The organism is Dyella sp. SG609, from assembly GCF_012275375.1.
GTDB lineage: Bacteria > Pseudomonadota > Gammaproteobacteria > Xanthomonadales > Rhodanobacteraceae > Dyella_D > Dyella_D marensis.
The window spans coordinates 99,379-121,020 of sequence record NZ_JAAZQJ010000009.1 but is presented as its reverse complement, the minus strand read 5'-3'; the positions used below and the strand labels follow the sequence as shown (position 1 = coordinate 121,020).

Here is a 21,642-nt window from a genome sequence, read left to right as displayed (position 1 = left end):
CGCCGCTTCCTTTGCGTGGGATATCCAGCGATGAGCGTGGTCAGCAAGCTAATCCGCCACAAGTCGGTCGAGCAGTTGCAGGCGGACGTCGGCAAGCGCGGCGACTTCCGCCGCGTGCTCGGGCTGTGGCAGCTCACCGCGATCGGCATCGGCGGCATCATCGGCGTCGGCGTGTTCGTGCTGGCCGGCCAGCAGGCGGCGCTCAACGCCGGCCCCGCGGTGGCGATCTCGTTCCTGATCGCCGGCATCGCCAGCGCCGCGGCGGCGCTGTGCTACGCGGAATTCGCCGGCCTGATCCCCGTCACCGGCAGCGCCTACACCTACGGCTATGCGGTGCTGGGTGAGCTGGCGGCCTGGCTGATCGGCTGGGATCTCTTGCTGGAGTACGCGCTCATCGTCGCGGTGGTGGCGATCGGCTGGTCCGGCTATGTGCAATCGGCGCTGGCCAGTGTCGGCGTGGACTTGCCGGTATGGGCCAAGGGCGCCATCGGCACGGGCGAAGGCCATGTGTTCAACGTGGTGGCCGCTCTGGTGACGCTGGGCGTGTCGGCGCTGCTGATCTTCCGCACCGAATGGGGCGCGCGCTTCAACACCCTGGTGGTGGCGATCAAGGTGGCGGCGGTGGCGCTGGTGATCGGCGTCGGCGTGTTCTACGTGAAGCCCGAGAACTGGGTGCCGTTTATTCCGCAGCGCATCGTCGGCCCCGACGGCGTCGGCCATTTCGGTTTCCAGGGTGTGGCGACCGCGGCGGCCGTGGTGTTCTTCGCGGTGTTCGGCTACGACACGCTGACCACCGCGGCGGAGGAATCGAAGAATCCGCAGCGCGACCTGCCGCGCGCGGTGCTGCTGTCGCTGGGCATCTCGATGACCATGTACCTGGCGGTGTCGATGGTGCTGACCGGCATCGCGCACTACACCACCTTGAAGACCGATGCGCCGGTGGCGGATGCGTTCAAGGGGCTGGGGCTGCATTGGGTGGCGTTGACGGTGTCGGTGTCGGCGGTGTTCGGCCTGATCAGCGTGTTGTTCGCCTTCATGCTGGGGGCGACGCGGATCTGGTTTGCGCTGGCGCGCGATGGGTTGCTGCCGGGGTGGTTTGCGAAGCCGCATCCGCGGTTTGGGACGCCGCATCGGCCGACGGTGGTGCTCGGTGTGTTCACCGCCCTGGTGGCGGGGCTGTTGCCGATTGAGGAGGTCGCCAAGCTGGTCAATATTGGCGTGTTGTCGGCGTTTATCGTGATTTGTTCTTCTGTGTTGATTTTGCGGAAGCGGAAGCCGGATTTGCATCGGTCGTTTCGGACGCCGTGGGTGCCGGTGGTGCCGGTGGTGGGGATCGCGTTTTCGATTTGGTTGTTGGCGGAGTTGCCGTTGGTTACCTGGGAGGTGTTTTTGATTTGGGTGACTATTGGGCTGGCTGTTTATTTCTTCTATGGGATGCATCACAGCAAGCTGGAGAAGGCCTGACTTGTCCGTCATCCCGGCGCAGGCCGGGATCCAGTGGCGATATCGCCTGGTGTTCGCGGTGACGCGAATGGGCCGCTTATGCAGCGGGCATTTCGGACGCCTGCCGGCGCCCGAGTCACTTTCTCTTTGCTGGCCCAAAGAGAAAGTAACCAAAGAGAGAATGGCCTAAGAGCCACTGCTCGCGACGCGACTAGAAGGAGCAGTGGACGGCTGCGGTAACTTGATTAACCTGGGTCTACACGAAACCACAGTGCGTTTACGTAGCGGGTGCTTCAACGTGCCGTGGCCGAGAGGATGTTCAAGAATCGAGGCCAGCTTGTGGGTTTTGCTCCTGTAAGCGACACCACCACACTTCTCCCTCTCCCCTCCGGGGAGAGGGCGGGGTGAGGGGCCGGGCGGAGCGCACCGTTCGATCTCGAGGCGCTGGCATAGGTTGGGGGAGCCGCAGGCAGACCCAATCCGACACCTTCGTGCGCCGCGCCATGTCGGGCGCTGAAGCCGCGCGTGAGGCCGCTTTTCACATGACCTCTGGCATGCGGTGTGGCGACCGCATCGGCCTAGCATCCCGGGGCATTACTCACCGAAGGGGAGACGCCGTATGTTCGCCAGGACGTTGCTGGGGTGGTCGGTTGCGTTGGCTTTGGGCGCGGTGCCGCTGGCGCAGGCGCAGGTGGCGGAGCCGGTGGATCAGGCTTATCCGGGGACCTTGACGCTCAAGATGGATGTCACCGATGCGCCCAAGCGCATCTACCGGGTCGCGCAGACCATTCCGGTCAAGCCGGGACCGCTCACCTTGTATTACCCGAAATGGATTCCGGGCGAGCACATTCCGTCGGGGCCGATCAACAACGTCAGTGGCCTGGTGATTACGGCCAACGGCAAGCAGCTGCCGTGGCGGCGCGATCTGCGCGATATGTTCTCGTTGAACCTGGATGTGCCCGAAGGCACCAGCAGCCTGCAGCTGGATTTCCAGTTCCTGGCGCCGGGGGAAGAGGGCGGCGGCTTGTATGGCGCCACCGGGTCGGCCACGCCGAAGCTGGTGGATATCGAATTCAACCAGGTGCTGTTCTATCCGGCCGGCTACTACGCTAGCCGCATCGAAGTGCAGCCCACGGTGACCCTGCCGCGCGACTGGAAATTCGCCAGTGCGCTGGAGGTGAGCGGGCAGAGCGGCGCGCAGGTGGCGTTCAAGCCGGTCAGCCTGGAGAAGCTGGTGGATTCGCCGCTGGTGGCGGGCGAATACTTCAAGCGCGTGCAGCTGAGCACGGATGCCAAGGGGCCGGTGTATCTGGATATCGTCGCCGACGACCCGGGCAATCTGAAGCTCAGCGACAAGCAGGAGGCGCAGCACAAGGCGCTGGCGGTGCAGGCGGTGAAGCTGTTCGGGGCGCGGCATTACGCGCATTACGATTTCCTGCTGACGCTGTCTGACCACAACGGCTCGTTCGGGCTGGAACACCAGCAGTCCAGCGATGACCGTCTGCCGCCGGCCTTCCTGACCGACGACAACATGTATCTGTCGGCGGCCTTCGTGCTGCCGCACGAATTCGTGCATTCGTGGAACGGCAAGTTCCGGCGGCCGCACGACCTGTGGACGCCGAACTACAACGTGCCGATGCAGGGCGATCTGCTGTGGGTCTACGAAGGCCTCACCAATTACTACGGCGAGGTGCTGACCGCGCGCTCGGGCATGTGGACGGCGGAGCAGTACCGCGACTGGATCGCCGAGACGCAGGCGGCGATGGTCAACCGCACCGGCCGCGAGTGGCGTTCGCTGCAGGACACCGCCGACGCGGTGCAGCTCACCTCCTCGCAGGGTTCGCGCTGGGCCAACCGCATGCGCGGCGTCGACTACTACCCGGAAGGCACCCTGCTGTGGCTGGAGGCGGACAGCCGCATCCGCGAGCTCAGCGGCGGCAAGCGTTCGCTGGACGATTTCGTGCGCGCCTTCCACGGCGTGCAGGATGGCAGCCAGGTGCCGCTGACCTACACCTTCGACGACGTGGTGGCCACCTTGAACAAGGTGCAGCCCTACGACTGGGCCAAGTTCCTGCACGAGCGCCTGGACTACACGGGCGACAAGCTGCCCGAGCAGGGCGTGGAGCAGGCGGGCTGGAAGCTGGAATACAACGACCAGCCCTCGTCCATGCAGAAGGCGATGGAGAGCGTGCGCCATTCGGTCAACCTGCTGTACGGCATGGGCCTGGCGCTCAACCGCGAAGGCAAGGTCACCGACGTGCAATGGGGCGGGCCGGCGTTCAAGGCGGGCCTGGTGCCGGGGCTGAAGCTGGTCGCGGTAAACGGGCGCGACTACTCGGCCGACGGGCTGAAGGACGCGATCAAGGCGGCCAAGGACAAGGGCACGCCGATCCAGCTGCTGGTGAAGAACAACGAGTTCTTCCAGACCGTGTCGATCGACTACCGCGACGGCTTGCGCTATCCGCACCTCACGCGCGCAAGCGGGGCAGACCGGCTGGGACAGATTGCCGCGCCGCTGAAGTAACCCGCGTTGCATGGTGAAAAGAAAAAGGGCGCCCGCTGGGGCGCCCTTTTTTTGTTGCCTGCGCGAAAAGCTGCGCTTAGAAGCGGTACTCGATCGACGCCGAGTAGGCCGCCACGTTGACGTTGGCCTGCGACTGGCTGGCGCCGGCGCGGCCGTACTTCACGCGGTAGTTGTCGTAGTTGAGCGCCAGCGCGACGTTGTCGGTCACGTTGTAGCCCACGCCCACGCCGGCGTACCAGCCGTTGTTCCAGCTCTTCTCGGTGGCGCGCAGGTCGCCGTAGGTGGTGCTGGCGGTGGTGCGCGAACGCAGGTAGCCGCCGTGGCCGGTGACGAACCAGTTGCCGTAGAAGCCGTACTTGGCGTTCACGCCGAGGATCACGGCCTTCGGCTGGAAGCCGACGGTGACCGGGCCGATGTACTGCTTGGCTTGGCCCAGCGAGGTGTAGCCGGCTTCGGCGCCGACGATGTTGTTCCAGCGCCAGCCGAAGCGAACGCTCTGGAACACGTCCGACTTGTCGGACAGGCCGCCCACGCGGTAGTTGCTCTGACCGAGGTTGCCGGTCACGAAAAAGTTGTTGAGCTGGTTGCTGCTGGCGGCGTCATCGGCCTGGGCAGCGAACGGGGACAGGGCAGCAGCGGCCAGCACGGCCGAGAGCAGAAGCTTGTTCATGGAGAACTCCATTTTCTTTTTGGGTTTTCCGCGGCGCGATCTGAGGGGGAAATCGTCGCTGCGGCCCGCGTGGGGTAGCGCGGGCCACGAAGGATAAGGGCGTTTTTACATTTCCAAACCCCTGGCGGGATTTGAAGCAAGGCATGGTTCAGCCTGCCGCATGACCTCTGGCAGGGGGTGCGGCATGCCGCCGCGGTCTAGCATCGGACGGTCATATTCCGTTCAACGTCCGCCCATGGGCGTTGCGCGTCTGCCATCAGGAGACCGTTTTGAAAGCTTCGCGCCTCGCTTCCGCCATCCTCGCCGCGGGCTTCGGCCTGTGCGGCTTCGCCGTTCAAGCCGACGTCCCGGCGCCGCAGGACGTGCCGTTCAACGGCACGCTCAAGGTGAGCGTGGATGCCACCGACATCGCCCGCCGCATCTTCCGCGTGCGCGAATCGGTGCCGGCGCAGCCCGGCCCGCTGACCCTGCTGTATCCGCAGTGGCTGCCGGGCAACCATTCGCCGTCCGGCCCGATCGACAAGCTGGCGGGCCTGAAGGTGTCGGCCAACGGCAAGGAGCTGAAGTGGACGCGCGATCCGCTCAACGTCTACGCCTTCCACGTCGACGTACCGCAGGGCGCCAGCAGCGTGGACGTGGAATTCCAGTTCCTCTCCCCGCAGGACACCCGCCAGGGCCGCGTGGTGATGACGCCGGAAATGCTCAACGTGCAGTGGAATACGGTCACGCTGTATCCGGCCGGCTATGTCGCCGCCCGCATCCAGGCCGAGGCCAGCGTGAAGTTCCCGGCCGGCTGGCAGTTCGGCACCGCGCTGGAGCAGGCTTCGCGCGACGGCGATACGGTGACCTTCAAGCCGATCAAGTTCGACGACCTGGTCGACTCGCCGATCTATGCCGGCAAGTATTTCAAGCGCGTGGACCTGGACCCGGGCGCCAAGACGCCGGTGTTCCTCAACATCGTGGCCGATGACCCGAAGTACCTGGAAATCAAGCCGGAACAGCTGAAGGCGCATCAGAACCTGGTGCAGCAGATGTACAAGATGTACGGCGCGCACCACTACAACCACTACGACTTCCTGTTCTCGCTCAGCGACAAGATGAGCGGCAACGGCCTGGAGCACCACCGCTCCAGCGAGAACGGCGTGGGTCCCGGCTACTTCACCGAGTGGGACAAGAACGTGCTGGCGCGCGACCTGCTGCCGCACGAGTTCAACCACTCCTGGGACGGCAAGTACCGCCGCGGCGCGGATCTGTCCACGCCGAACTTCAACGTGCCGATGCAGGACAGCCTGCTGTGGGTGTACGAAGGCCAGACCCAGTTCTGGGGCTATGTGATGGCCGCGCGCTCGGGCCTGTGGAAGCCGGAAGAAGCGCGCGACATGCTCGCCAACGTCGCCGCCAACTACGACAAGGGCCGTCCGGGCCTGCAGCAGTGGCGCAATATCCAGGACACCACCAACGATCCGATCATCGCGCAGCGCCGGCCGTTGCCCTACCGCAACTACCAGATGAGCGAGGACTATTACTCCGGCGGCCAGATGATCTGGCTGGAAGTGGACGGCAAGCTGCGTTCGCTGTCGGGCAACAAGAAGTCGATCGACGATTTCGGCAAGGCCTTCTTCGGCATGAACAATGGCGAGTGGGCGGTCAACACCTACACCTTCGAGGATGTGGTGAAGACGCTCAACGACATCCAGCCCTTCGACTGGGCCAGCTACCTGCGCGAGCGCCTTGACGGCCACGGTCCGCTGATCGGCGGCATCGAGGCGCACGGCTGGAAGCTGGTCTACAACGACAAGCCCTCGCCGGTGGTGAAGGCGGCCGAGGCCCGCTTCGGCGGCGCCAACCTGGTGTATTCGCTGGGCGTGTCGCTGGGCAAGGGCGGCGACATCATGGACGTGCTGTGGGACGGCCCCGCCTTCAAGGCCGGCCTGTCGCCGGGCATGAAGATCGTGGCGGTGAACGGCAAGGAGTTCTCCAGCGACGCCGTCAAGGACGCGGTGACCGATGCGGCCAAGGACAAGAGCAAGCCGGTCGAACTGCTGGTAAAGAACTTCGACCAGTACCAGACCCTGCGCATCGACTATCACGACGGCCTGAAGTACCCGCACCTGGAGCGCATCGAAGGCAAGCCGGACCAGCTCTCGGAGCTGCTCAAGGCGCGCTGAGCGATCCATCGGGCTCACGCCGCGAAAAGGCCCGCCGCGAGGCGGGCCTTTTCGTTATCGGCGTTCCTCGTCGCACGCATGGCTCCAAGCCGCTATACTCCGCGCTCCGCCGCCGCCCCAGGGGCCGCCGGCGGCCTCGCCGCACCACGCGCCCGTAGCTCAGCCGGATAGAGTAGTGGCTTCCGAAGCCATTGGTCGGGGGTTCGAATCCCTCCGGGCGCGCCATTTCCCTTGAATCAAAAGCAGCGCGATACCGTCGCGCCGCAGGTGCCGTGGCCGTGGGTGCCCCATGGCGCGTGAGCCGAATATCGACCATAATCGGCTCATTCCGTGAGCCGAATAAGTGGCGTAATCGGCTCACCCCTTTGGGAGTCCGCCGCATGGATCACCCCCGCTGGATCTGGCAACAGCCGGATTGGCCCACCTTCCGCTGGCACGCCAGGACGCTGGCGCCCCTGCTGCGCTCCTGCCAGCAGTTGCAGGGCCGCCTGCTCGGCATGGCCGGTGCGATCGCGGGCGACGAACAGGTCGAAGGGGAACTCGACACCCTGCTGCAGAACATCATCACCTCCTCGGCGATCGAGGGTGAGCGCCTCAACGTGGCCTCGGTGCGCTCCTCGCTCGCGCGGCGGCTGGGCGTAGTGCAGGACGCGAAAGCGGCCACCACCCCGCGCAGCGAAGGCCTGGCCGAATTGATGCTCGACGCGACCCAGCGCTATCGCGAGCCATTGACTGCGCAGCGCCTGTTCGACTGGCATGCCTGGCTGTTCGCGCAGCAGGATTCCTTGCTCGCACGGCCCATCCGCGTGGGCAGCCTGCGCGGCGACGAGCCGATGCAGGTGGTATCCGGCCGGCTCGACCGGCCGATCGTGCATTTCGAAGCGCCGCCCCGCGCCGGCTTGGAGGTGCAGCTCGATGCCTTCCTGGCCTGGTTCAACAGCAGCCACGGCGACGCCGCGCTCGATCCCTTGCTGCGCGCCGGGCTGGCGCACTTCTGGTTCGTCACCCTGCATCCGTTCGACGATGGCAACGGCCGCCTGACCCGCGCCATCACCGACCTGGCCCTGGCGCAGGCCGAACATCAGGCGATCCGCTTCTACACCATGTCGGCCAGCATCCTGGCCGACCGCGCCGGCTACTACCACGTGCTCGAAACCAGCCAGAAGGCCACGCTGGACGTCACGCCGTGGCTGCGGTGGTTTCTCGCCACCTTGCAGCACAGCTTGAACGAGGCTCTGCAGCGCATCGACCGCGTGCTGGACAAGGCGCGCTTCTGGCTGCAGCACCCGTACCAGGGCCTGCTGCCGGAACAGCTCAAGGTGCTCAATCGCCTGCTCGATGGCGGCGAGCGCGGCTTCGAGCAGGGCATCAGCGCGTCGAAATACCAGGCCGTAGCCAAGGTGTCCAAGGCCACCGCCACGCGCCACCTGGCCGACCTGGTCGAGAAGGGTTACCTGGAGCGCCTGCTGGGCGGCGGCCGCAGTACGCGTTATCACGTGAAGCACTGAGCTTCGCCGGCAGGCGTCCGCGGGAGCCTCTCAACCCAGCGCGCTAAACGCTCGCCGACGCACCCGCCACCACGCGCGTTACCGCCGCGCCCATCCACGTGGCCACCACCCGGTTGCGCCCTTCGCTCTTGGCGCGGTACAGCGCGTGGTCGGCGCGCACCAGCAGTTCGCTGACGTCGTAGCCGGCGCTGTGCGTGTCGGCCACGCCCAGGCTGGCGGAGACGGAGAGTTCGCCGCTTTCCAGCGGCGACAGCGCGCCGATCGCCGCGCGCAGCTGTTCGGCGCGGGCCAGGGCCTGTTCGGGCGTGCAGTCCGGCAGCAGCACGGCGAATTCCTCGCCGCCCAGGCGGCCGAATACTTCGCGCGCGCTGAGCAGCGGGCGGCAGGCTTCCACGATGTGCTTGAGCGTGTGGTCGCCCACGGCGTGGCCGAAGGTGTCGTTGATCGACTTGAAATGATCGAGGTCCAGGATCACCAGCGCGGCCGGCTGGCGCGTCTTCGCCGCCGCCTGCAGGGCCGTTTCGGCTTCTTCGATGAAATGCTTGCGGTTGCAGATGCCGGTGAGGCTGTCCAGCCGCGACAGCCACATGAAGCGCAGCTGCGAGCGCTTGAGGCGGTAGATCCACAGCGTGATGAAACCCAGCGCCATCAGCAGCAGCACGATGTACAGGCGGCTGGCTTCCACCGCCTTGCGGTCCAGCGCCTGCTGCAGCTGCAGGATCTGGTTCTGCTTGTTGAGCGTGTCCAGCTGCAGCCGGCCCGACAGCACCTGCTGCTTCACCACCTGGTAGGCCAGCGCCTTGGCGGAGACGTCGTCGAGATAGCCCTTGTCGGCCGCCATGTACTGCTCGAGATAGGCCAGCGCCGCGGCCAGGTCGCCCTGCTTGCGCGCCACCCGGTACAGCACCTGGTAGGCCATGCCCAGCGGCGCGGTGTATTCGCCCTTGATGCTGTTCTGCACCGCGGCCAGCGCGTGCTTGCGCGCCTCGGCCAGGTTGCCCAGGCTCAGGTGCGCCTTGGCCAGGGCCGCGTCGAACTGCGCGATCAGGGTCTGGTAGCCGTCGTGCTGCACGTCGGCGTAGTTGCGCGTGAGCACGGCGATGGCCTGGGTGGCTTCGCCGCGCTCGAGGTCGGCCACGGCCAGTTCGGCGCGCAGCGTGTTGGCGTAGACGGTTTCGCCGACGGAGACGCAGCGGTCGATGGCCTGGTCCAGCTGCTCGCGCGCGTTCGGCTTCTCGCTGCGATAGGCCGACTCGGCCTTGAAGAACAAGCCTTTGCACGGGCCTTCGCCGGGCGGCAGGTTCTTCAGCATCTCGTCCGCGTATTGCGCGGCGAGGTCGTACTGGCCGGCCGCGACCAGCAGCTGCGCCGCTTCGCCCAGGCCTTGCAGGCGGGCGCGCTTGTCGGTGATCTGCGGCAGCTGGCTGGTGAGCTTGTCCAGCCGGGTGAAGGCTTCCTCGTAGCGGTGGCCGATGCCGAGGATGTTGATCGAGGTGGCGGTGGCGCGGAAGCGCAGGGTGGCGTCGACGTCCTGCGCGATCACCTCGTCCAGCAGCGGGCCGGCGCGTTCGTAGTCGCCGTAGTAGGCCACGTCCCAGGCCTTCAGGTAGCGCAGGTGCCACTGCTGCTGCGGCGACAGCTTCGATGCCTCCGGCTCCATCTGGAGCAGCAGCTTGGCGAAGGTGCCGTGGTCGGAGGTCTTGATGCTGTCGGCTACCTCCAGCAGGGCGGGCGGGGCGTCGGCCGCGCCGGCTTCCGCGTCGGCCGCGGCCAGCGGGCACAGCATGCAGGCCCCGGCAAGGAGGAACCCGTAAAGGCGCCGCATGCCGGGGCGCGCGTTCACGCGACGGCGGCCTCGCGCCGCAGGCTTTCTTCGGCCGGCGACGGTTCGTCGCCTTCGCCCTCGTCTTCCTGCTCTTCTTCCTCTTCGGCGGGCAACTGCACGGCCATCAGCGCACCCAGGCCCAGCAGGGCCTGCAGGCCGGCGGCATCGCGGGCCTGCACAGCAGCTTCGTGCGCAGGTTCCAGGCGCGCCCCGGCCAGGGCCAGTTCCAGCTCGGCAGCGGACGCATCGCGCAGGCGGGCGTCTTCGCCCATGCGCTCCAGGAACTCGATGATGTCGGACATGTACTCCCCCTGTGATCCGTTCTTCAGCTTGTGCGATGGCCCGCGTACGGCGCCATCATTTATGGAGACCGCTTTTTATCGGCTCGAGCGAACAACCGGCACGACCTGCACGCAGGGAACGGGAACGCCGCCGCGCGGCGGCGGCGCCAGACATGGAGCGTTGCGATGTCCCCCGACCCTGGGTCCGTGCGGCACCGATGGAGCCTCCGCGCGGACGGTCCCCGGCATCATAGCCCGGCTTTTTGCGCGGCGTGTGATGGAAAAACCGCTGAAGCAGCTTGTATGCCAGGGGTCGGGGTGGCTTCCGGCAGGGCGCGGCTTCAGTGGATGCGATGCCAGATGGTGGCTTCGGCCTCGGGTTCGGCTTCGGTTTCGGCGCCCAGGTGCAGGAACACGATCGGCCGCAGGGCGCCCAGGCAGGCGATGCCGCCGAACAGCGCGGCCCAGTCGCGGCCCGGCAGCTGGTAGTCGAGCGCGCCCGGCGGGCGGCGCTTCGGCGCGGCGGTTTCGCGGCCGGCGGGCGCCAGGCCGAGGAATTCGATCAAAGCGACCGGCGTGATGCGCATGATGTCCACCTCCCCTTGCGTGATGGACCTTCGTGATGGACCTTCGCGTGAGCTTCGGCGCCGATTCTGCGCGGGCGCGCGGGGAAATCCTCTACCTCGTGCCGGCTATGCCTGGCCTATGGCTTTCCACCGATAGGCAAGCCAGGAGCGAAAGGCGAGTAGCGAGGGCGCCGTCACGTACACGCCCGGCCGGTTCGCCGACAGAGCCTAGCCGCGCGTGACAGGGGACGTACGCGCACAGGCTTGTGCCCTCGTTACTCGCCTTTCGCTCCTGCAAAGCGCGGGCGGAAACGCAGGTTAGGCGCGGCCCGGGGGCGTGTCGATGTCACTTAAGGCGGGCCGCGGCTCGGCCGAAAGCGACCCGCCGGCCGGCCGTCACAGCCGCGATACGCTCCGCTCCTGTTAGCCTGTGTCGTTGCGGCCGCCGAGGCCGTTCTTTGTGGAAGGCGCCCTGCATGCGGAACCTGGAAGAGGCCCGGATCGCCATCGTCGGCCTGGGCTATGTCGGCCTGCCGCTGGCCGTGGAATTCGGCAAGACATACGACACGGTGGGCTTCGATATCCGCGCGGCGCGGGTGGAGGAACTGCGCGCCGGCAAGGATTCGACGCTGGAAGTGGATGCGGACGAGCTGCGCTCCTCCGCGCGCCTGCGCTACAGCGATGCGCTGGAAGATCTGCGCGACCGCAACGTCTACATAGTGACGGTGCCCACGCCGATCGACGCGGCCAAGCGGCCGGACCTGGGGCCGCTGGTCAAGGCCAGCCAGATGCTGGCGACGGTGCTCAAGCGCGGCGACGTGGTGGTGTACGAGTCCACCGTGTACCCGGGTTGCACCGAAGAAGTCTGCGTGCCGCTGCTGGAAGCCGGCTCGGGCCTGAAGTTCAACCAGGATTTCTTCGCCGGCTACAGCCCCGAGCGCATCAATCCGGGCGACAAGCAGCACCGCGTCACCAGCATTCTGAAAGTGACGTCCGGCTCCACGCCGGAGGCGGCCAGCTACGTCGACGCGCTCTACTCCAGCATCATCACCGCCGGCACGCACAAGGCCAGCAGCATCAAGGTGGCCGAGGCGGCGAAGGTGATCGAGAACACCCAGCGCGACCTCAACATCGCGCTGGTGAACGATCTGGCGATGCTGTTCAACAAGCTGGGCATCGACACGCTCGAAGTGCTGGAAGCGGCGGGCACGAAATGGAACTTCCTGCCATTCCGTCCGGGCCTGGTCGGCGGCCATTGCATCAGCGTCGATCCGTATTACCTGACGCACAAGGCGCAGGAAGTAGGGCACCACCCGGATGTGATCCTGGCGGGCCGGCGCACCAACGATGGCATGGGTCCCTACGTGGCCGGCGAAGTGGTGCGCCTGATGGTGCGCAAGGGCATCAACCCGGTGCGCGCGAAAGTGCTGGTGCTGGGCCTGGCCTTCAAGGAGAACTGCCCGGACCTGCGCAACACCCGCGTGATCGACATCGTGCAGGCGCTGCGCGGCTACAACGCGCAGGTCGACGTGCACGACCCCTGGGTGGATGCGGCCGAATGCGAGCACGAATACGGGTTGGCGACGCTGGGCGCGCCGGCGCAAGGCCACTACGACGCGGTGATCGTCGCCGTGGGCCATCGCCAGTTCAAGGCGCTGGGCGCCGCGGGCATCCGCGCGTTCGGCAAGCCCGAGTCGGTGGTCTACGACGTGAAATACGTGCTGCCGCGCGAAGCGGTGGACGGGAGGCTGTGATGAAAGTGCTGGTGACCGGTACCGCCGGTTTCGTCGGTTCGCACGTGGCGCGCAAGCTGCTGGCGCGCGGCGATGAAGTGATCGGTGTGGACAACCTCAACGATTACTACGACGTGGGTTTGAAGCGGGCGCGACTGGCGCGGGTGCAGGCGTATCCGGGCTACACGCACGTGCATGCGGACCTGGCCGACCGCGCGGCGATCGAGAAGGCGTTCGCAACGCACAAGCCCGAGCGGGTGGTGAATCTGGCGGCGCAGGCGGGTGTGCGCTATGCGGCGACCAATCCGCATGTGTACGTGAGCAGCAACGTCACCGGTTTCCTGCATGTGCTGGAGGGTTGCCGCCAGCATGCCGTGCAGCATCTGGTGTTTGCTTCGACCAGTTCGGTGTATGGCGCCAATCGCGACCTGCCGTTTTCCGAGCACCGCCCGGCCGAGCATCCGCTGACGCTGTACGCAGCGACGAAGAAGGCGAACGAGCAGATGGCGCACAGCTACGCGCATCTGTACGGCGTGCCTGCCACCGGCTTGCGCTTCTTCACCGTGTACGGCCCGTGGGGACGCCCGGACATGGCGCTGTTCCTGTTCACCAAGGCCATCCTCGCGGGCGAACCGATCCGCGTGTTCAACGAGGGCCGGCACAAGCGCAGCTTCACGTATATCGACGACATCGTCGAAGGCGTGGTGTGCGCGCTGGATACGGTGCCGGGCAAGGATGCGGCCTGGGATGCCACGCATCCGGATCCGGCCACCAGCGGCGTGGCGCCGTATCGCCTGTACAACATCGGCAACGAGCATCCGGTGGAGCTGCTGCGCTATATCGAGGTGCTGGAGCAGTGCCTGGGGCGCAAGGCCACCATGGAAATGCTGCCGCTGCAGGCGGGCGACGTGCCGGAGACCGAGGCGGATGTATCGAGCCTGGTGGAGGCCGTGGGTTATCGGCCGAAGGTCTCGGTGGAGCAGGGCATCGCGGCGTTCGTGGCGTGGTATCGCGAGTACTACAAGGTCTGACGACCTCGTAGGTTGGGGTGAGCCGCAGGCGAACCCCAACGGTGCGCAGCGTCCGGGGCCGCGATGTTGGGGTTCGCCTGCGGCTCACCCCAACCTACGCCGGCTTCAAGGCTCAGGTTTTTGCGACTTCGAAATCCTGCGTCGACACCACCTTCCCATCCACCGCGATCACCACCTGGTACTTCCCCAGCGGCCACTGGTTCGGATTGCGCACCTCGAACGTGGTCACCGCCGGCCCGTCCGTGGCGATCGACTGGCTGGTGCTGACGATCTGCCGCGAGCTTCCTTCCAGATAGCTCCACGTCGCACTCAGCGTGGCGCTGTCGGTCAGCCCTTGTGTTTCCACCGCGGCATAGATCGTCTTCACGCTCGGCGCAAAACGCGTCTTCGCTTCGGTGACGCGATGGTCCGGCGAGACATCGTCGCCGATGGTGACGCTGGCTACGCGGAAGGCCCGGTCCACCGGCGCCGCCGTGACAGCCGCCTTGGCGGTGGATGCGGTGGAAGCCTTCGGCAGCGTGATGTCCGGAACGGCGGCCGGCGCCGTCGCGGGCGCCCTGGCCGGCACGCTGGCCGCCGCTGCCGGCGCGGCGGCGGGCGGTGCTGCTTCGTGCTTGCCGCAGGCGCCCAGCGCGAGCGCGGCGATCAGGCAGCAGCCGCCGGCGGCGTGGCGTTGAAAGCGATGCATGGCAATCCCCCCTTCCGGTCGTCGATCCATGGATGAACGGAGTAAACGCATGGCGTTCCCGCAGCGCCAAGCTAGGCCTGTCGCGATGAAGCCGCCATTAGCGGCGGGCGCGGCGCGACAGGTTTTTTACGAACGTTTCGCGCCGCCTCCGCACGCCATGCTATTGGCGCGCGCCGCGCGGATTGCCGGGCGTCGACGCCACGCTGGCGCGGAACGGATTGATGTCCAGTCCGCCGCGCCGGGTATAGCGCGCATACACGCTCAGGCTTTGCGGCGCGCAATGCCGGCTCACGTCCACGAAGATGCGTTCCACGCACTGCTCGTGGAATTCGTTGTGATTGCGGAACGAGACCAGGTAGCGCAGCAGGCCCGCGCGGTCGATGCGCGGCCCGCGGTAGCGGATCTGCACGCTGCCCCAGTCGGGCTGGCCGGTGACAGGGCAGTTGGAGCGCAGCAGGTCCGAGACCAGGGCTTCTTCCACCACCTCGCCCGCATCGGCATGCAGGTAATCGGACTTGGGCGGACCGTAGTCGTCGATGTCGATATCCAGCGCATCGATCGAGGCGCCTTCGAGATCCACCACCGCATGCGCTCTCGCGCTCGGCTCGCTCAGGTGCACGTCCACCTCGGCGCCGGCCGCGGCGGACAGGTCGCGGCGCAGGGTCGCCGCAAGGGCTTGCGCATCGTCGATGCGTTCCTGCGCAAAGCCGTTGAGGTACAGCTTGAAGGATTTCGATTCGATGATGTTCGGCGAGGCCGCCGGCACGCGGAATTCGGCCAGCGCCACGCGCGGCTTGCCGCGCGCATCCAGCCAGGAGAGCTCGTAGGCGTTCCAGATATCCACGCCGTGGAACGGCAGCGGCGCGCTCACGCCGATCTCGTCGCGCTTGGCCTGGCGGGGGATGGGGAACAGCAGGGAGGGGTCGTAGCGGTCGGCGTAGACGGTGGTCTTGCCGAGGGGGGAGTGTTCGGGAGTGCTCATGGCGGGCATTTTACCCGCCATGAGCCGTATTGCCGTGCCGGTCAGGCGTTGAGGAACTTCAGCATGGCCTCGGTATAGCGCGGGCCGGCGGCGGCATCGGGCGGGAACACCGCGTCGATGGCCGCGAGCTCGGCGGCGCTGAGGGCGACATCCAGCGCGCCCAGGTTCTCGTCCAGGCGGTCGCGGCGCTTGGTGCCGGGGATGCCGATCACTTCCTCGCCCTGGGCCAGCACCCAGGCCAGGGCCAGCTGCGCGGGCGTGCAGCCCTTGTCCTTCGCCAGTTCCTGCACCTTGTCCACCAGTTCAAGGTTGCGGGTGAAGTTCTCGCCCAGGAAGCGCGGGCTGCTGCGGCGGTAGTCGTCGGCGTCGAAGTCCTCGGGGCTCTTGTAGGCGCCGGTAAGGAAGCCGCGGCCCAGCGGCGAGTAAGCCACCAGGGCCACGCCGAGCTGGCGGCACATGGCCAGCACGCCGTTTTCCTGCGGGTCGCGCGTCCACAGCGAGAACTCGCTCTGCACGGCCGCGATGGGGTGCACCTTGTGCGCGCGTTCCAGCGTCTCGGCTGAAACCTCGCTCAGGCCCAGGTAGCGCACCTTGCCGGCCTGCACCAGCTCGGCCATGGCGCCGACGGTGTCCTCGATCGGCGTGCGCGGATCCAGGCGGTGCTGGTAGTACAGGTCGATCTGCTCGACGCCCAGGCGCTTGAGGCTGCCGTCGACGGACTCGCGCACGTATTCCGGCCGGCCGTTGACGCCGCGCACCTGCGGGTTGGCGGGGTCGCGCACGATGCCGAACTTGGTGGCCAGGAATACCTGTTCGCGGCGGCCGCGGATGGCTTTGCCGACCAGTTCCTCGTTGGTGTACGGGCCGTAGATGTCGGCGGTGTCCAGCAGGGTCAGGCCGCGGTCCAGCGCGTGGTGGATGGTGGCGATGGACTCGGCGTCGTCGCGCGCGCCGTAGAACTCGCTCATGCCCATGCAGCCCAGGCCGAGGGCGGAAACCTTGGGGCCGTTGCGGCCAAGCAGTCGTGTTTGCATCGCGGGGCTCTCTTTCAGGTGGGAGAAAAGCTGGGCACATGCTGCGCTTGCATCGTTGATGGATAAATGCTCAATAATCGCCAGGTCTGTTTCATTCATATCAACAATGGGAAGCCCCGGCCATGGACCAGCTGCAAGCCATGCGCGTGTTCGCCCGCATCGTCGAGCTGGGCAGCTTCACCCGCGCCGCGGACGACCTGAACCTGCCGCGCGCCACGCTCACCCACACCATCAAGCGGCTGGAGGCGCGGCTGGGCGCGCACCTGCTGCAGCGGACCACGCGCAGCGTCAGCCCCACCCGCGACGGCGAGACCTACTACGGCCATTGCGTGCGCCTGCTGGCCGACGTGGACGAGGTGGAAGCCGGCTTCCGCGACGCCGCCACCCAGCCCAAGGGGCGGCTGCGCGTGGACATGCCGGCCACGCTGGCGCGCCATCTGATCGCGCCGGCGCTGCCGGATTTCTTCAAGCGCTATCCGCAGGTGGAACTGGAGCTGGGCACCAGCGACCGCTACGTCGACCTGGTGCGCGAAGGCGTGGATTGCGTGGTGCGCTCGGGCGAGCTGCCCGATTCCGAACTGGTGGCGCGCCGCATCGCCTCGATGCAGCAGGTGACCATGGCCAGCGCCGACTACGTGCGGCGCCACGGCATGCCGGCCAGCCTGGCCGACCTGCACAAGGGCCACCTGGCGGTGAACTGGGCCTCGCCGAACACGCGCCGCGCGGTGCCGCTGGAATTCATGGTGGGACGCAGCCTGCGCGAGGTGAGCCTGCCGTCGATGGTCACCGTCAACGGTTCCGACGCCTACGCCGCCTGCTGCGAGGCGGGCCTGGGCATCGCGCAGTTTCCGCGCTACCGCTTCGGCGATGCGCTGGCCAGCGGTCAGCTGGTAGCCCTGCTGACCGACACGCCGCCGCCGCCGATGCCGCTGCACGTGGCGTATCTGCGCCAGCGGCAGCTGCCGCTGCGGCTGCGCGTGTTCATCGACTGGGTGGCGGGGCTGGTATCAACCCTGGCGTAGGTTGGGGTGAGCGCCAGCGAACCCCAAGGCTGCGGGCGACCGTGGGTGTTGGGGTTCGCTGGCGCTCACCCCAACCTACGCGGTAGCTCAGGCCAGCGGCGGCACGTCCGTCGGCGTGCCGTTGGAATCCAGCGCCACCATCACGAAGCGCCCGGTGGTGCAGACGCGGCGGTCGCCGGTGAGCGGGTCCTCGGCGGTCATTTCCACTTCCACGTGCATGGAGCTGCGCCCCACTTCCACGATGCGCGCCAGCAGTTCCACCAGCTGGCCCTTGCGCACCGGCACGCGGAAGCTCACTTCTTCCGAGCGCGCCGTGACCACGATGCGGCGCGCATGGCGCGAGGCGACGATAAACGCCGCCTTGTCCATCCACGCCAGCGCCTGGCCGCCGAACAGGGTGCCGAGATGATTGGTGTGGTCGGGAAACACCATCTCCAGCAGGGTGGCTTCGGGCAGGGCGGCGGCGTGCTTGGTCATGGCGTGCGGTCTTGGGTGGGGAGAACGCGTATTTTGACGCATGTTTCCCCCCAGGGACTTCTGGCAGGGGTCGGGGCATGACCTCCGGACTACGATCCATGACTTTGGATCGCCGGCTACAGCTTCCGGCAAGCCACGGCGGGCTTCGTATCGCGCCAATCCTCAAGGGGAGTCGACAATGGGTTTGAAGATGGATGGTTCGCGCCTGCTCGGCGCGCTGGTATTGAGCGCGCTGTCGTCCGGCGCGGCCGCACAGGCGGCACCGGCCAGGACGCTGACGGCGGACGATTACGCCCGCGCCGAGAGCTTCATGTACTACCGCGCCGCGCCGCTGATCGACCACGCGGTGACCAGCGCCAGCTGGCTCGACGACAGCCACTTCTGGTACCGCGACCACGATGCCCAGGGCGACCGTTACCTGCGCATGGACGCCGCCACCGGCAAGGCGGAGCCCGCGTTCGACCAGGCCAAGCTCGCCGCCGCGCTGAGCAAGGCCGCCGGCAAGCCGGTGGACGCCAGCAAGCTCGGCATCACCGAATTCGACGTGGCCGCCGACGGCCAGCTCGACGTCAGCCTGCGCGGCAAGCACTACCTGTGCGACCTCAAGGGCGAAGGCGTGTGCGCGCAGCCCAGGCACGGCGACGCCGGCGAGGAGCCGGGCGTGCTCTCGCCCGACAAGAAGACCGAAGCCTTTATCCGCCACTGGAACCTGTGGCTGCGCGACGTCGCCACGGGCAAGGAAATCCAGCTCACCACCGATGGCGTCGAAGACTACGGCTACGCCACCGACAACGCCGGCTGGAAGCACACCGACAGCGCCATCCTGGTGTGGTCGCCGGATTCGACCCAGATCGCCACCTTCCAGCAGGACCAGCGCAAGACCGGCGACATGTACCTGGTCACCACCAACGTGGGCCATCCGAAGCTGGAGAAGTGGAAGTACCCGCTGGTCGGCGACGAGCACATCACCATGATCGAGCGCGTGATCATCGACGTGCCGGCCAAGAAAGTGCTGCGCCTGAAGATGCAGCCGGACCAGCACCGCTCCACCCTGTGCGACGACATCAGCTGCGGCCGCGACGGCGGCTGGGACGACGTGCAGTGGGCGGCGGACGGCAAGACGCTGGCCTTCGTGTCCACCTCGCGCGACCACAAGCAGTCCTGGTTCCGCATCGCCGACGCCAAGAGCGGCGAAGTGCGCACGGTGTTCGACGAGAAGGTGAAGACCTACTACGAGAGCGGCAACGACAAGGTCAACTGGAGCTACCTGCCGGAAACCCACGAGGCGATCTGGTTCAGCGAGCGCAACAACTGGGGCAACCTGTACCTGTACGACCTCAACACCGGCAAGCTCAAGCGCGCCATCACCACCGGCGAGGGCAACGTCACCCAGGTGCTGCGGGTGGACGCGAAGTCGCGCACGCTGTGGTTCCGCGGCGTGGGCCGCACCGCCGGCGTCGATCCGTATTACCAGCAGTACTGGAAGGTGAGCATCGACGGCGGCAAGCCGACCCTGCTCACGCCGGAAGCCGCCGATCACACCGTTGTGCCGTCGCCCGACGGCAAGCTGTTCGTCGACGCCTATTCCACCAGCACCACGCCGCCGGTGACGGTGCTGCGCTCCAGCGACGACGGCCACACCGTGGCCCAGGTGGCCAAGGCCGACATCAGCCGCCTGCTCGCCACCGGCTGGAAGGCGCCGGAGCCGTTCACCGTAAAGGGCCGCGACGGCAAGACCGACCTGTACGGCCTGATGTACAAGCCGACGAACTTCGACCCGGGCAAGAAGTACCCGATCGTCGACTACGTCTACCCCGGCCCGCAGACCGGTTCGGTCGGCACGCGCAGCTTCAGCGTCGGCCGCGACAACCAGGCGCTGGCGGAGCTGGGCTTCATCGTGGTGGCGATCGACGGCATGGGCACGCCGTGGCGCTCCAAGGCGTTCCACGATGCCTACTTCGGCAACATCATCGACAACACCTTGCCGGACCAGGTGGCGGGCCTGAAGGAACTGGGCAAGCGCTATGCGTGGATCGACCTGGACCGCGTCGGCATGTGGGGCCACTCCGGCGGCGGCAACGCCACCGTGGGCGCCATGTTCATGTATCCGGACTTCTTCAAGGTCGGCATCGCCGAAAGCGGCAACCACGACAACCGCAACTACGAAGACGACTGGGCGGAGAAGTGGCAGGGCCTGCTGGTGAAGGACAAGGACGGCAAGAGCAACTACGACAAGCAGGCCAACCAGGTCTATGCCGACAAGCTCAAGGGCCATCTGCTGCTGGCGCACGGCACCATGGACGACAACGTGCCGCCGTACCAGACGCTGCTGGTGGTGGATGCGCTGATCAAGGCCAACAAGGACTTCGATCTGCTGCTGATCCCGAATGCGCACCATGGCTATGGCGCGGCCAGCCTGTACATGACGCGCAAGCGCTGGGATTACTTCGTGCGGTATCTGATGGAAGCGACGCCGCCGAAGGAATACGAGTTGAAGATGCCGAAGGATTGAAAAAAACGGGCCCACCAGGGCCCGTTTTTTTCTACCCCCTCTCCCCTCCGGGGAGAGGGTTGGGGTGAGGGGAACCTACGGAGCGTAGAAGCGGGATCGGAAAAGCGAGCGATGCTTCGTCGATCCGCTCCTGCGAGCACCCGCCCCTCATCTGCCTGCCGGCATCTTCCTCGCTCCTCAAAGCCGGGCACATCCCTGTGCCCTCCCCGCGTGCTCCCCGGAGGGGAGAAGAGTTCTTCGTAGCTAGAGTGTTTCCACCGGTTTGGCCACGCCCTTTGCCAGCGCTTCCTTGATCAAGGCATCGAGCTGCGCATGCGCCTTCTGGTTGGCGAGTTCCTGCCGCTTGCCCAGCGCACCCTGCTTCTCGCCCAGGGCTTGCTGCTGCTTGCCGAGTGCCTCCTGGTCGTGCGCGAGGGCTTCCTGCTCGCGTTCCAGCGCCTTCTGCTGCGCTTCCAGGTCGGCGCGCGCGGCGGCGATCTTCTGGCGTCCCGCGGCGAGGTCGGCCGCCGGCTTGCCCTGCGCCTCCATCCCCGCAAGTTGCGCTTCGCGGCTGGACAGCTCCGCTTCCTTGCTGGCCAGGCTGCCCTGGCGCGAGCCGAGCATGCCCTGGCGCTGGCCCAGGCTGCCCTGCTGCGCACCGAGCTTGCCTTGTTCGCCGCCGAGCTTGCCCTGTTCCTTGCCGATCGTTTCCACCTCGGCGTAAGCGGCCTTGGCGCGATCCAGATACGCCTGGTCGCGGATCACCCAGGCCTGCCCGCCGCGGCGGAACCACAGCAGCGAACCCTTGCCGTCCTGCAGGCGGCGCACCGCTTCCACGTCGCGGTCGGCGCCATCGAACATCACCGAATCCCCATCGATCAGCGCCAGCCCTTCGGCGGCTTCGCCGCGGGTGTGGATCGACACATGGCGGGCGCCGAAACCACCGAAATCGGCCGGCGGCGGTGGCGGCGACGGCGGAACGGGCGGCACCGGCGGCGGTGGCGGAGCAGGGGGCGGCGGTGGCGGTGGCGGCGCGGCCGGCGGCGCTGGCGGCGGCGTGTACTGCGCGGCCAGCAGGGTGAGCGGGGCCGCGAGCAGCAGTGCGGAGAAGATCGCCACCCGCCATTCGGCGCGGCGCGGCAGTCGGAGAGCGGGCGGATGCAGCTTCATCGATAAGGCCTCGTCAGAGAGAAGGGGCG

At 67.0% G+C, this 21,642-nt stretch carries 17 protein-coding genes and 1 tRNA gene; 9 read left to right on the top strand and 9 right to left on the bottom strand.

Annotated features, from left to right (window positions below):
- Nucleotides 1–30: 30 nt before the first annotated feature.
- Together FHW85_RS16355 and FHW85_RS16350 are read left to right on the top strand one after the other, a co-directional pair.
- Nucleotides 31–1,464 carry an amino acid permease gene (locus tag FHW85_RS16355; protein ID WP_168648952.1) on the top strand — a complete coding sequence of 478 codons (1,434 nt, stop codon included), beginning with the start codon at nucleotides 31–33 and terminating at the stop codon, nucleotides 1,462–1,464.
- 598 nt (nucleotides 1,465–2,062) lie between these two features.
- Complete coding sequence (locus tag FHW85_RS16350) at nucleotides 2,063–3,967, top strand: M61 family metallopeptidase (protein WP_168648951.1); 1,905 nt, start codon at nucleotides 2,063–2,065, stop codon at nucleotides 3,965–3,967.
- Between the two features lie 76 nt (nucleotides 3,968–4,043).
- Here the strand turns inward: FHW85_RS16350 and FHW85_RS16345 are convergent, their stop codons facing one another.
- On the bottom strand, nucleotides 4,044–4,637 hold the full coding sequence (locus FHW85_RS16345) for an outer membrane beta-barrel protein (protein ID WP_167254909.1): 594 nt from the start codon (nucleotides 4,635–4,637) through the stop codon (nucleotides 4,044–4,046).
- Between the two features lie 269 nt (nucleotides 4,638–4,906).
- Here FHW85_RS16345 and FHW85_RS16340 point away from each other — a divergent pair, with 269 nt between their 5' ends.
- The 3 genes from FHW85_RS16340 to FHW85_RS16330 all read left to right on the top strand — a co-directional run bounded on the left by FHW85_RS16340 (nucleotide 4,907) and on the right by FHW85_RS16330 (nucleotide 8,313).
- Nucleotides 4,907–6,805 carry a M61 family metallopeptidase gene (locus FHW85_RS16340; RefSeq protein ID WP_168648950.1) on the top strand — a complete coding sequence of 633 codons (1,899 nt, stop codon included), beginning with the start codon at nucleotides 4,907–4,909 and terminating at the stop codon, nucleotides 6,803–6,805.
- A 148-nt stretch (nucleotides 6,806–6,953) separates the two neighbouring features.
- Nucleotides 6,954–7,030, top strand: a tRNA-Arg gene (locus tag FHW85_RS16335).
- A 155-nt stretch (nucleotides 7,031–7,185) separates the two neighbouring features.
- Complete coding sequence (locus FHW85_RS16330) at nucleotides 7,186–8,313, top strand: Fic family protein (RefSeq protein WP_168648949.1); 1,128 nt, start codon at nucleotides 7,186–7,188, stop codon at nucleotides 8,311–8,313.
- Nucleotides 8,314–8,356: 43 nt separating this feature from the next.
- On the opposite strand, the gene FHW85_RS16325 is transcribed toward FHW85_RS16330, so the two are convergent.
- The 3 genes from FHW85_RS16325 to FHW85_RS16315 form a co-directional block, all read right to left on the bottom strand.
- Nucleotides 8,357–10,099: a GGDEF domain-containing protein gene (locus tag FHW85_RS16325; protein ID WP_168648948.1), complete on the bottom strand. Its 1,743-nt coding sequence runs from the start codon at nucleotides 10,097–10,099 to the stop codon at nucleotides 8,357–8,359.
- A gap of 53 nt (nucleotides 10,100–10,152) precedes the next feature.
- Entirely contained in the window at nucleotides 10,153–10,440 is a 288-nt protein-coding gene (locus FHW85_RS16320) for a hypothetical protein (protein ID WP_168648947.1), read from the bottom strand.
- A gap of 320 nt (nucleotides 10,441–10,760) precedes the next feature.
- A complete protein-coding gene (locus tag FHW85_RS16315) occupies nucleotides 10,761–11,006 on the bottom strand; it encodes a hypothetical protein (RefSeq protein WP_167254923.1) in 246 nt (81 codons plus the stop codon).
- 455 nt (nucleotides 11,007–11,461) lie between these two features.
- On the opposite strand from FHW85_RS16315, the gene tviB reads away from it, so the two are divergent.
- Nucleotides 11,462–12,739 carry a Vi polysaccharide biosynthesis UDP-N-acetylglucosamine C-6 dehydrogenase TviB gene (tviB, locus tag FHW85_RS16310; RefSeq protein ID WP_168648946.1) on the top strand — a complete coding sequence of 426 codons (1,278 nt, stop codon included), beginning with the start codon at nucleotides 11,462–11,464 and terminating at the stop codon, nucleotides 12,737–12,739.
- Nucleotides 12,739–13,749: an NAD-dependent epimerase gene (locus tag FHW85_RS16305; protein ID WP_168648945.1), complete on the top strand. Its 1,011-nt coding sequence runs from the start codon at nucleotides 12,739–12,741 to the stop codon at nucleotides 13,747–13,749. The genes tviB and FHW85_RS16305 overlap by 1 nt, the downstream gene beginning before the upstream one ends.
- 112 nt (nucleotides 13,750–13,861) lie before the next feature.
- Here FHW85_RS16305 and FHW85_RS16300 read toward each other — a convergent pair whose 3' ends face one another.
- The 3 genes from FHW85_RS16300 to FHW85_RS16290 all read right to left on the bottom strand — a co-directional run bounded on the left by FHW85_RS16300 (nucleotide 13,862) and on the right by FHW85_RS16290 (nucleotide 16,453).
- Nucleotides 13,862–14,437, bottom strand: coding sequence for a hypothetical protein (locus FHW85_RS16300; RefSeq protein WP_167254930.1), 576 nt, complete (start codon nucleotides 14,435–14,437; stop codon nucleotides 13,862–13,864).
- Nucleotides 14,438–14,597: 160 nt separating this feature from the next.
- Nucleotides 14,598–15,419: an NADPH-dependent 7-cyano-7-deazaguanine reductase QueF gene (gene queF, locus FHW85_RS16295; RefSeq protein ID WP_168648944.1), complete on the bottom strand. Its 822-nt coding sequence runs from the start codon at nucleotides 15,417–15,419 to the stop codon at nucleotides 14,598–14,600.
- A 41-nt stretch (nucleotides 15,420–15,460) separates the two neighbouring features.
- Entirely contained in the window at nucleotides 15,461–16,453 is a 993-nt protein-coding gene (locus tag FHW85_RS16290) for an aldo/keto reductase (protein WP_167254934.1), read from the bottom strand.
- Between the two features lie 122 nt (nucleotides 16,454–16,575).
- Here FHW85_RS16290 and FHW85_RS16285 point away from each other — a divergent pair, with 122 nt between their 5' ends.
- A complete protein-coding gene (locus FHW85_RS16285; protein WP_167254936.1) occupies nucleotides 16,576–17,475 on the top strand; it encodes a LysR family transcriptional regulator in 900 nt (299 codons plus the stop codon).
- Nucleotides 17,476–17,562: 87 nt separating this feature from the next.
- Here FHW85_RS16285 and FHW85_RS16280 read toward each other — a convergent pair whose 3' ends face one another.
- Nucleotides 17,563–17,952, bottom strand: coding sequence for an acyl-CoA thioesterase (locus FHW85_RS16280; protein ID WP_167254938.1), 390 nt, complete (start codon nucleotides 17,950–17,952; stop codon nucleotides 17,563–17,565).
- 178 nt (nucleotides 17,953–18,130) lie between these two features.
- On the opposite strand from FHW85_RS16280, the gene FHW85_RS16275 reads away from it, so the two are divergent.
- Nucleotides 18,131–20,464 carry a S9 family peptidase gene (locus FHW85_RS16275; RefSeq protein ID WP_168648943.1) on the top strand — a complete coding sequence of 778 codons (2,334 nt, stop codon included), beginning with the start codon at nucleotides 18,131–18,133 and terminating at the stop codon, nucleotides 20,462–20,464.
- Nucleotides 20,465–20,707: 243 nt separating this feature from the next.
- On the opposite strand, the gene FHW85_RS16270 is transcribed toward FHW85_RS16275, so the two are convergent.
- Nucleotides 20,708–21,613: a hypothetical protein gene (locus FHW85_RS16270; RefSeq protein WP_168648890.1), complete on the bottom strand. Its 906-nt coding sequence runs from the start codon at nucleotides 21,611–21,613 to the stop codon at nucleotides 20,708–20,710.
- Between the last annotated feature and the right edge of the window lie 29 nt (nucleotides 21,614–21,642).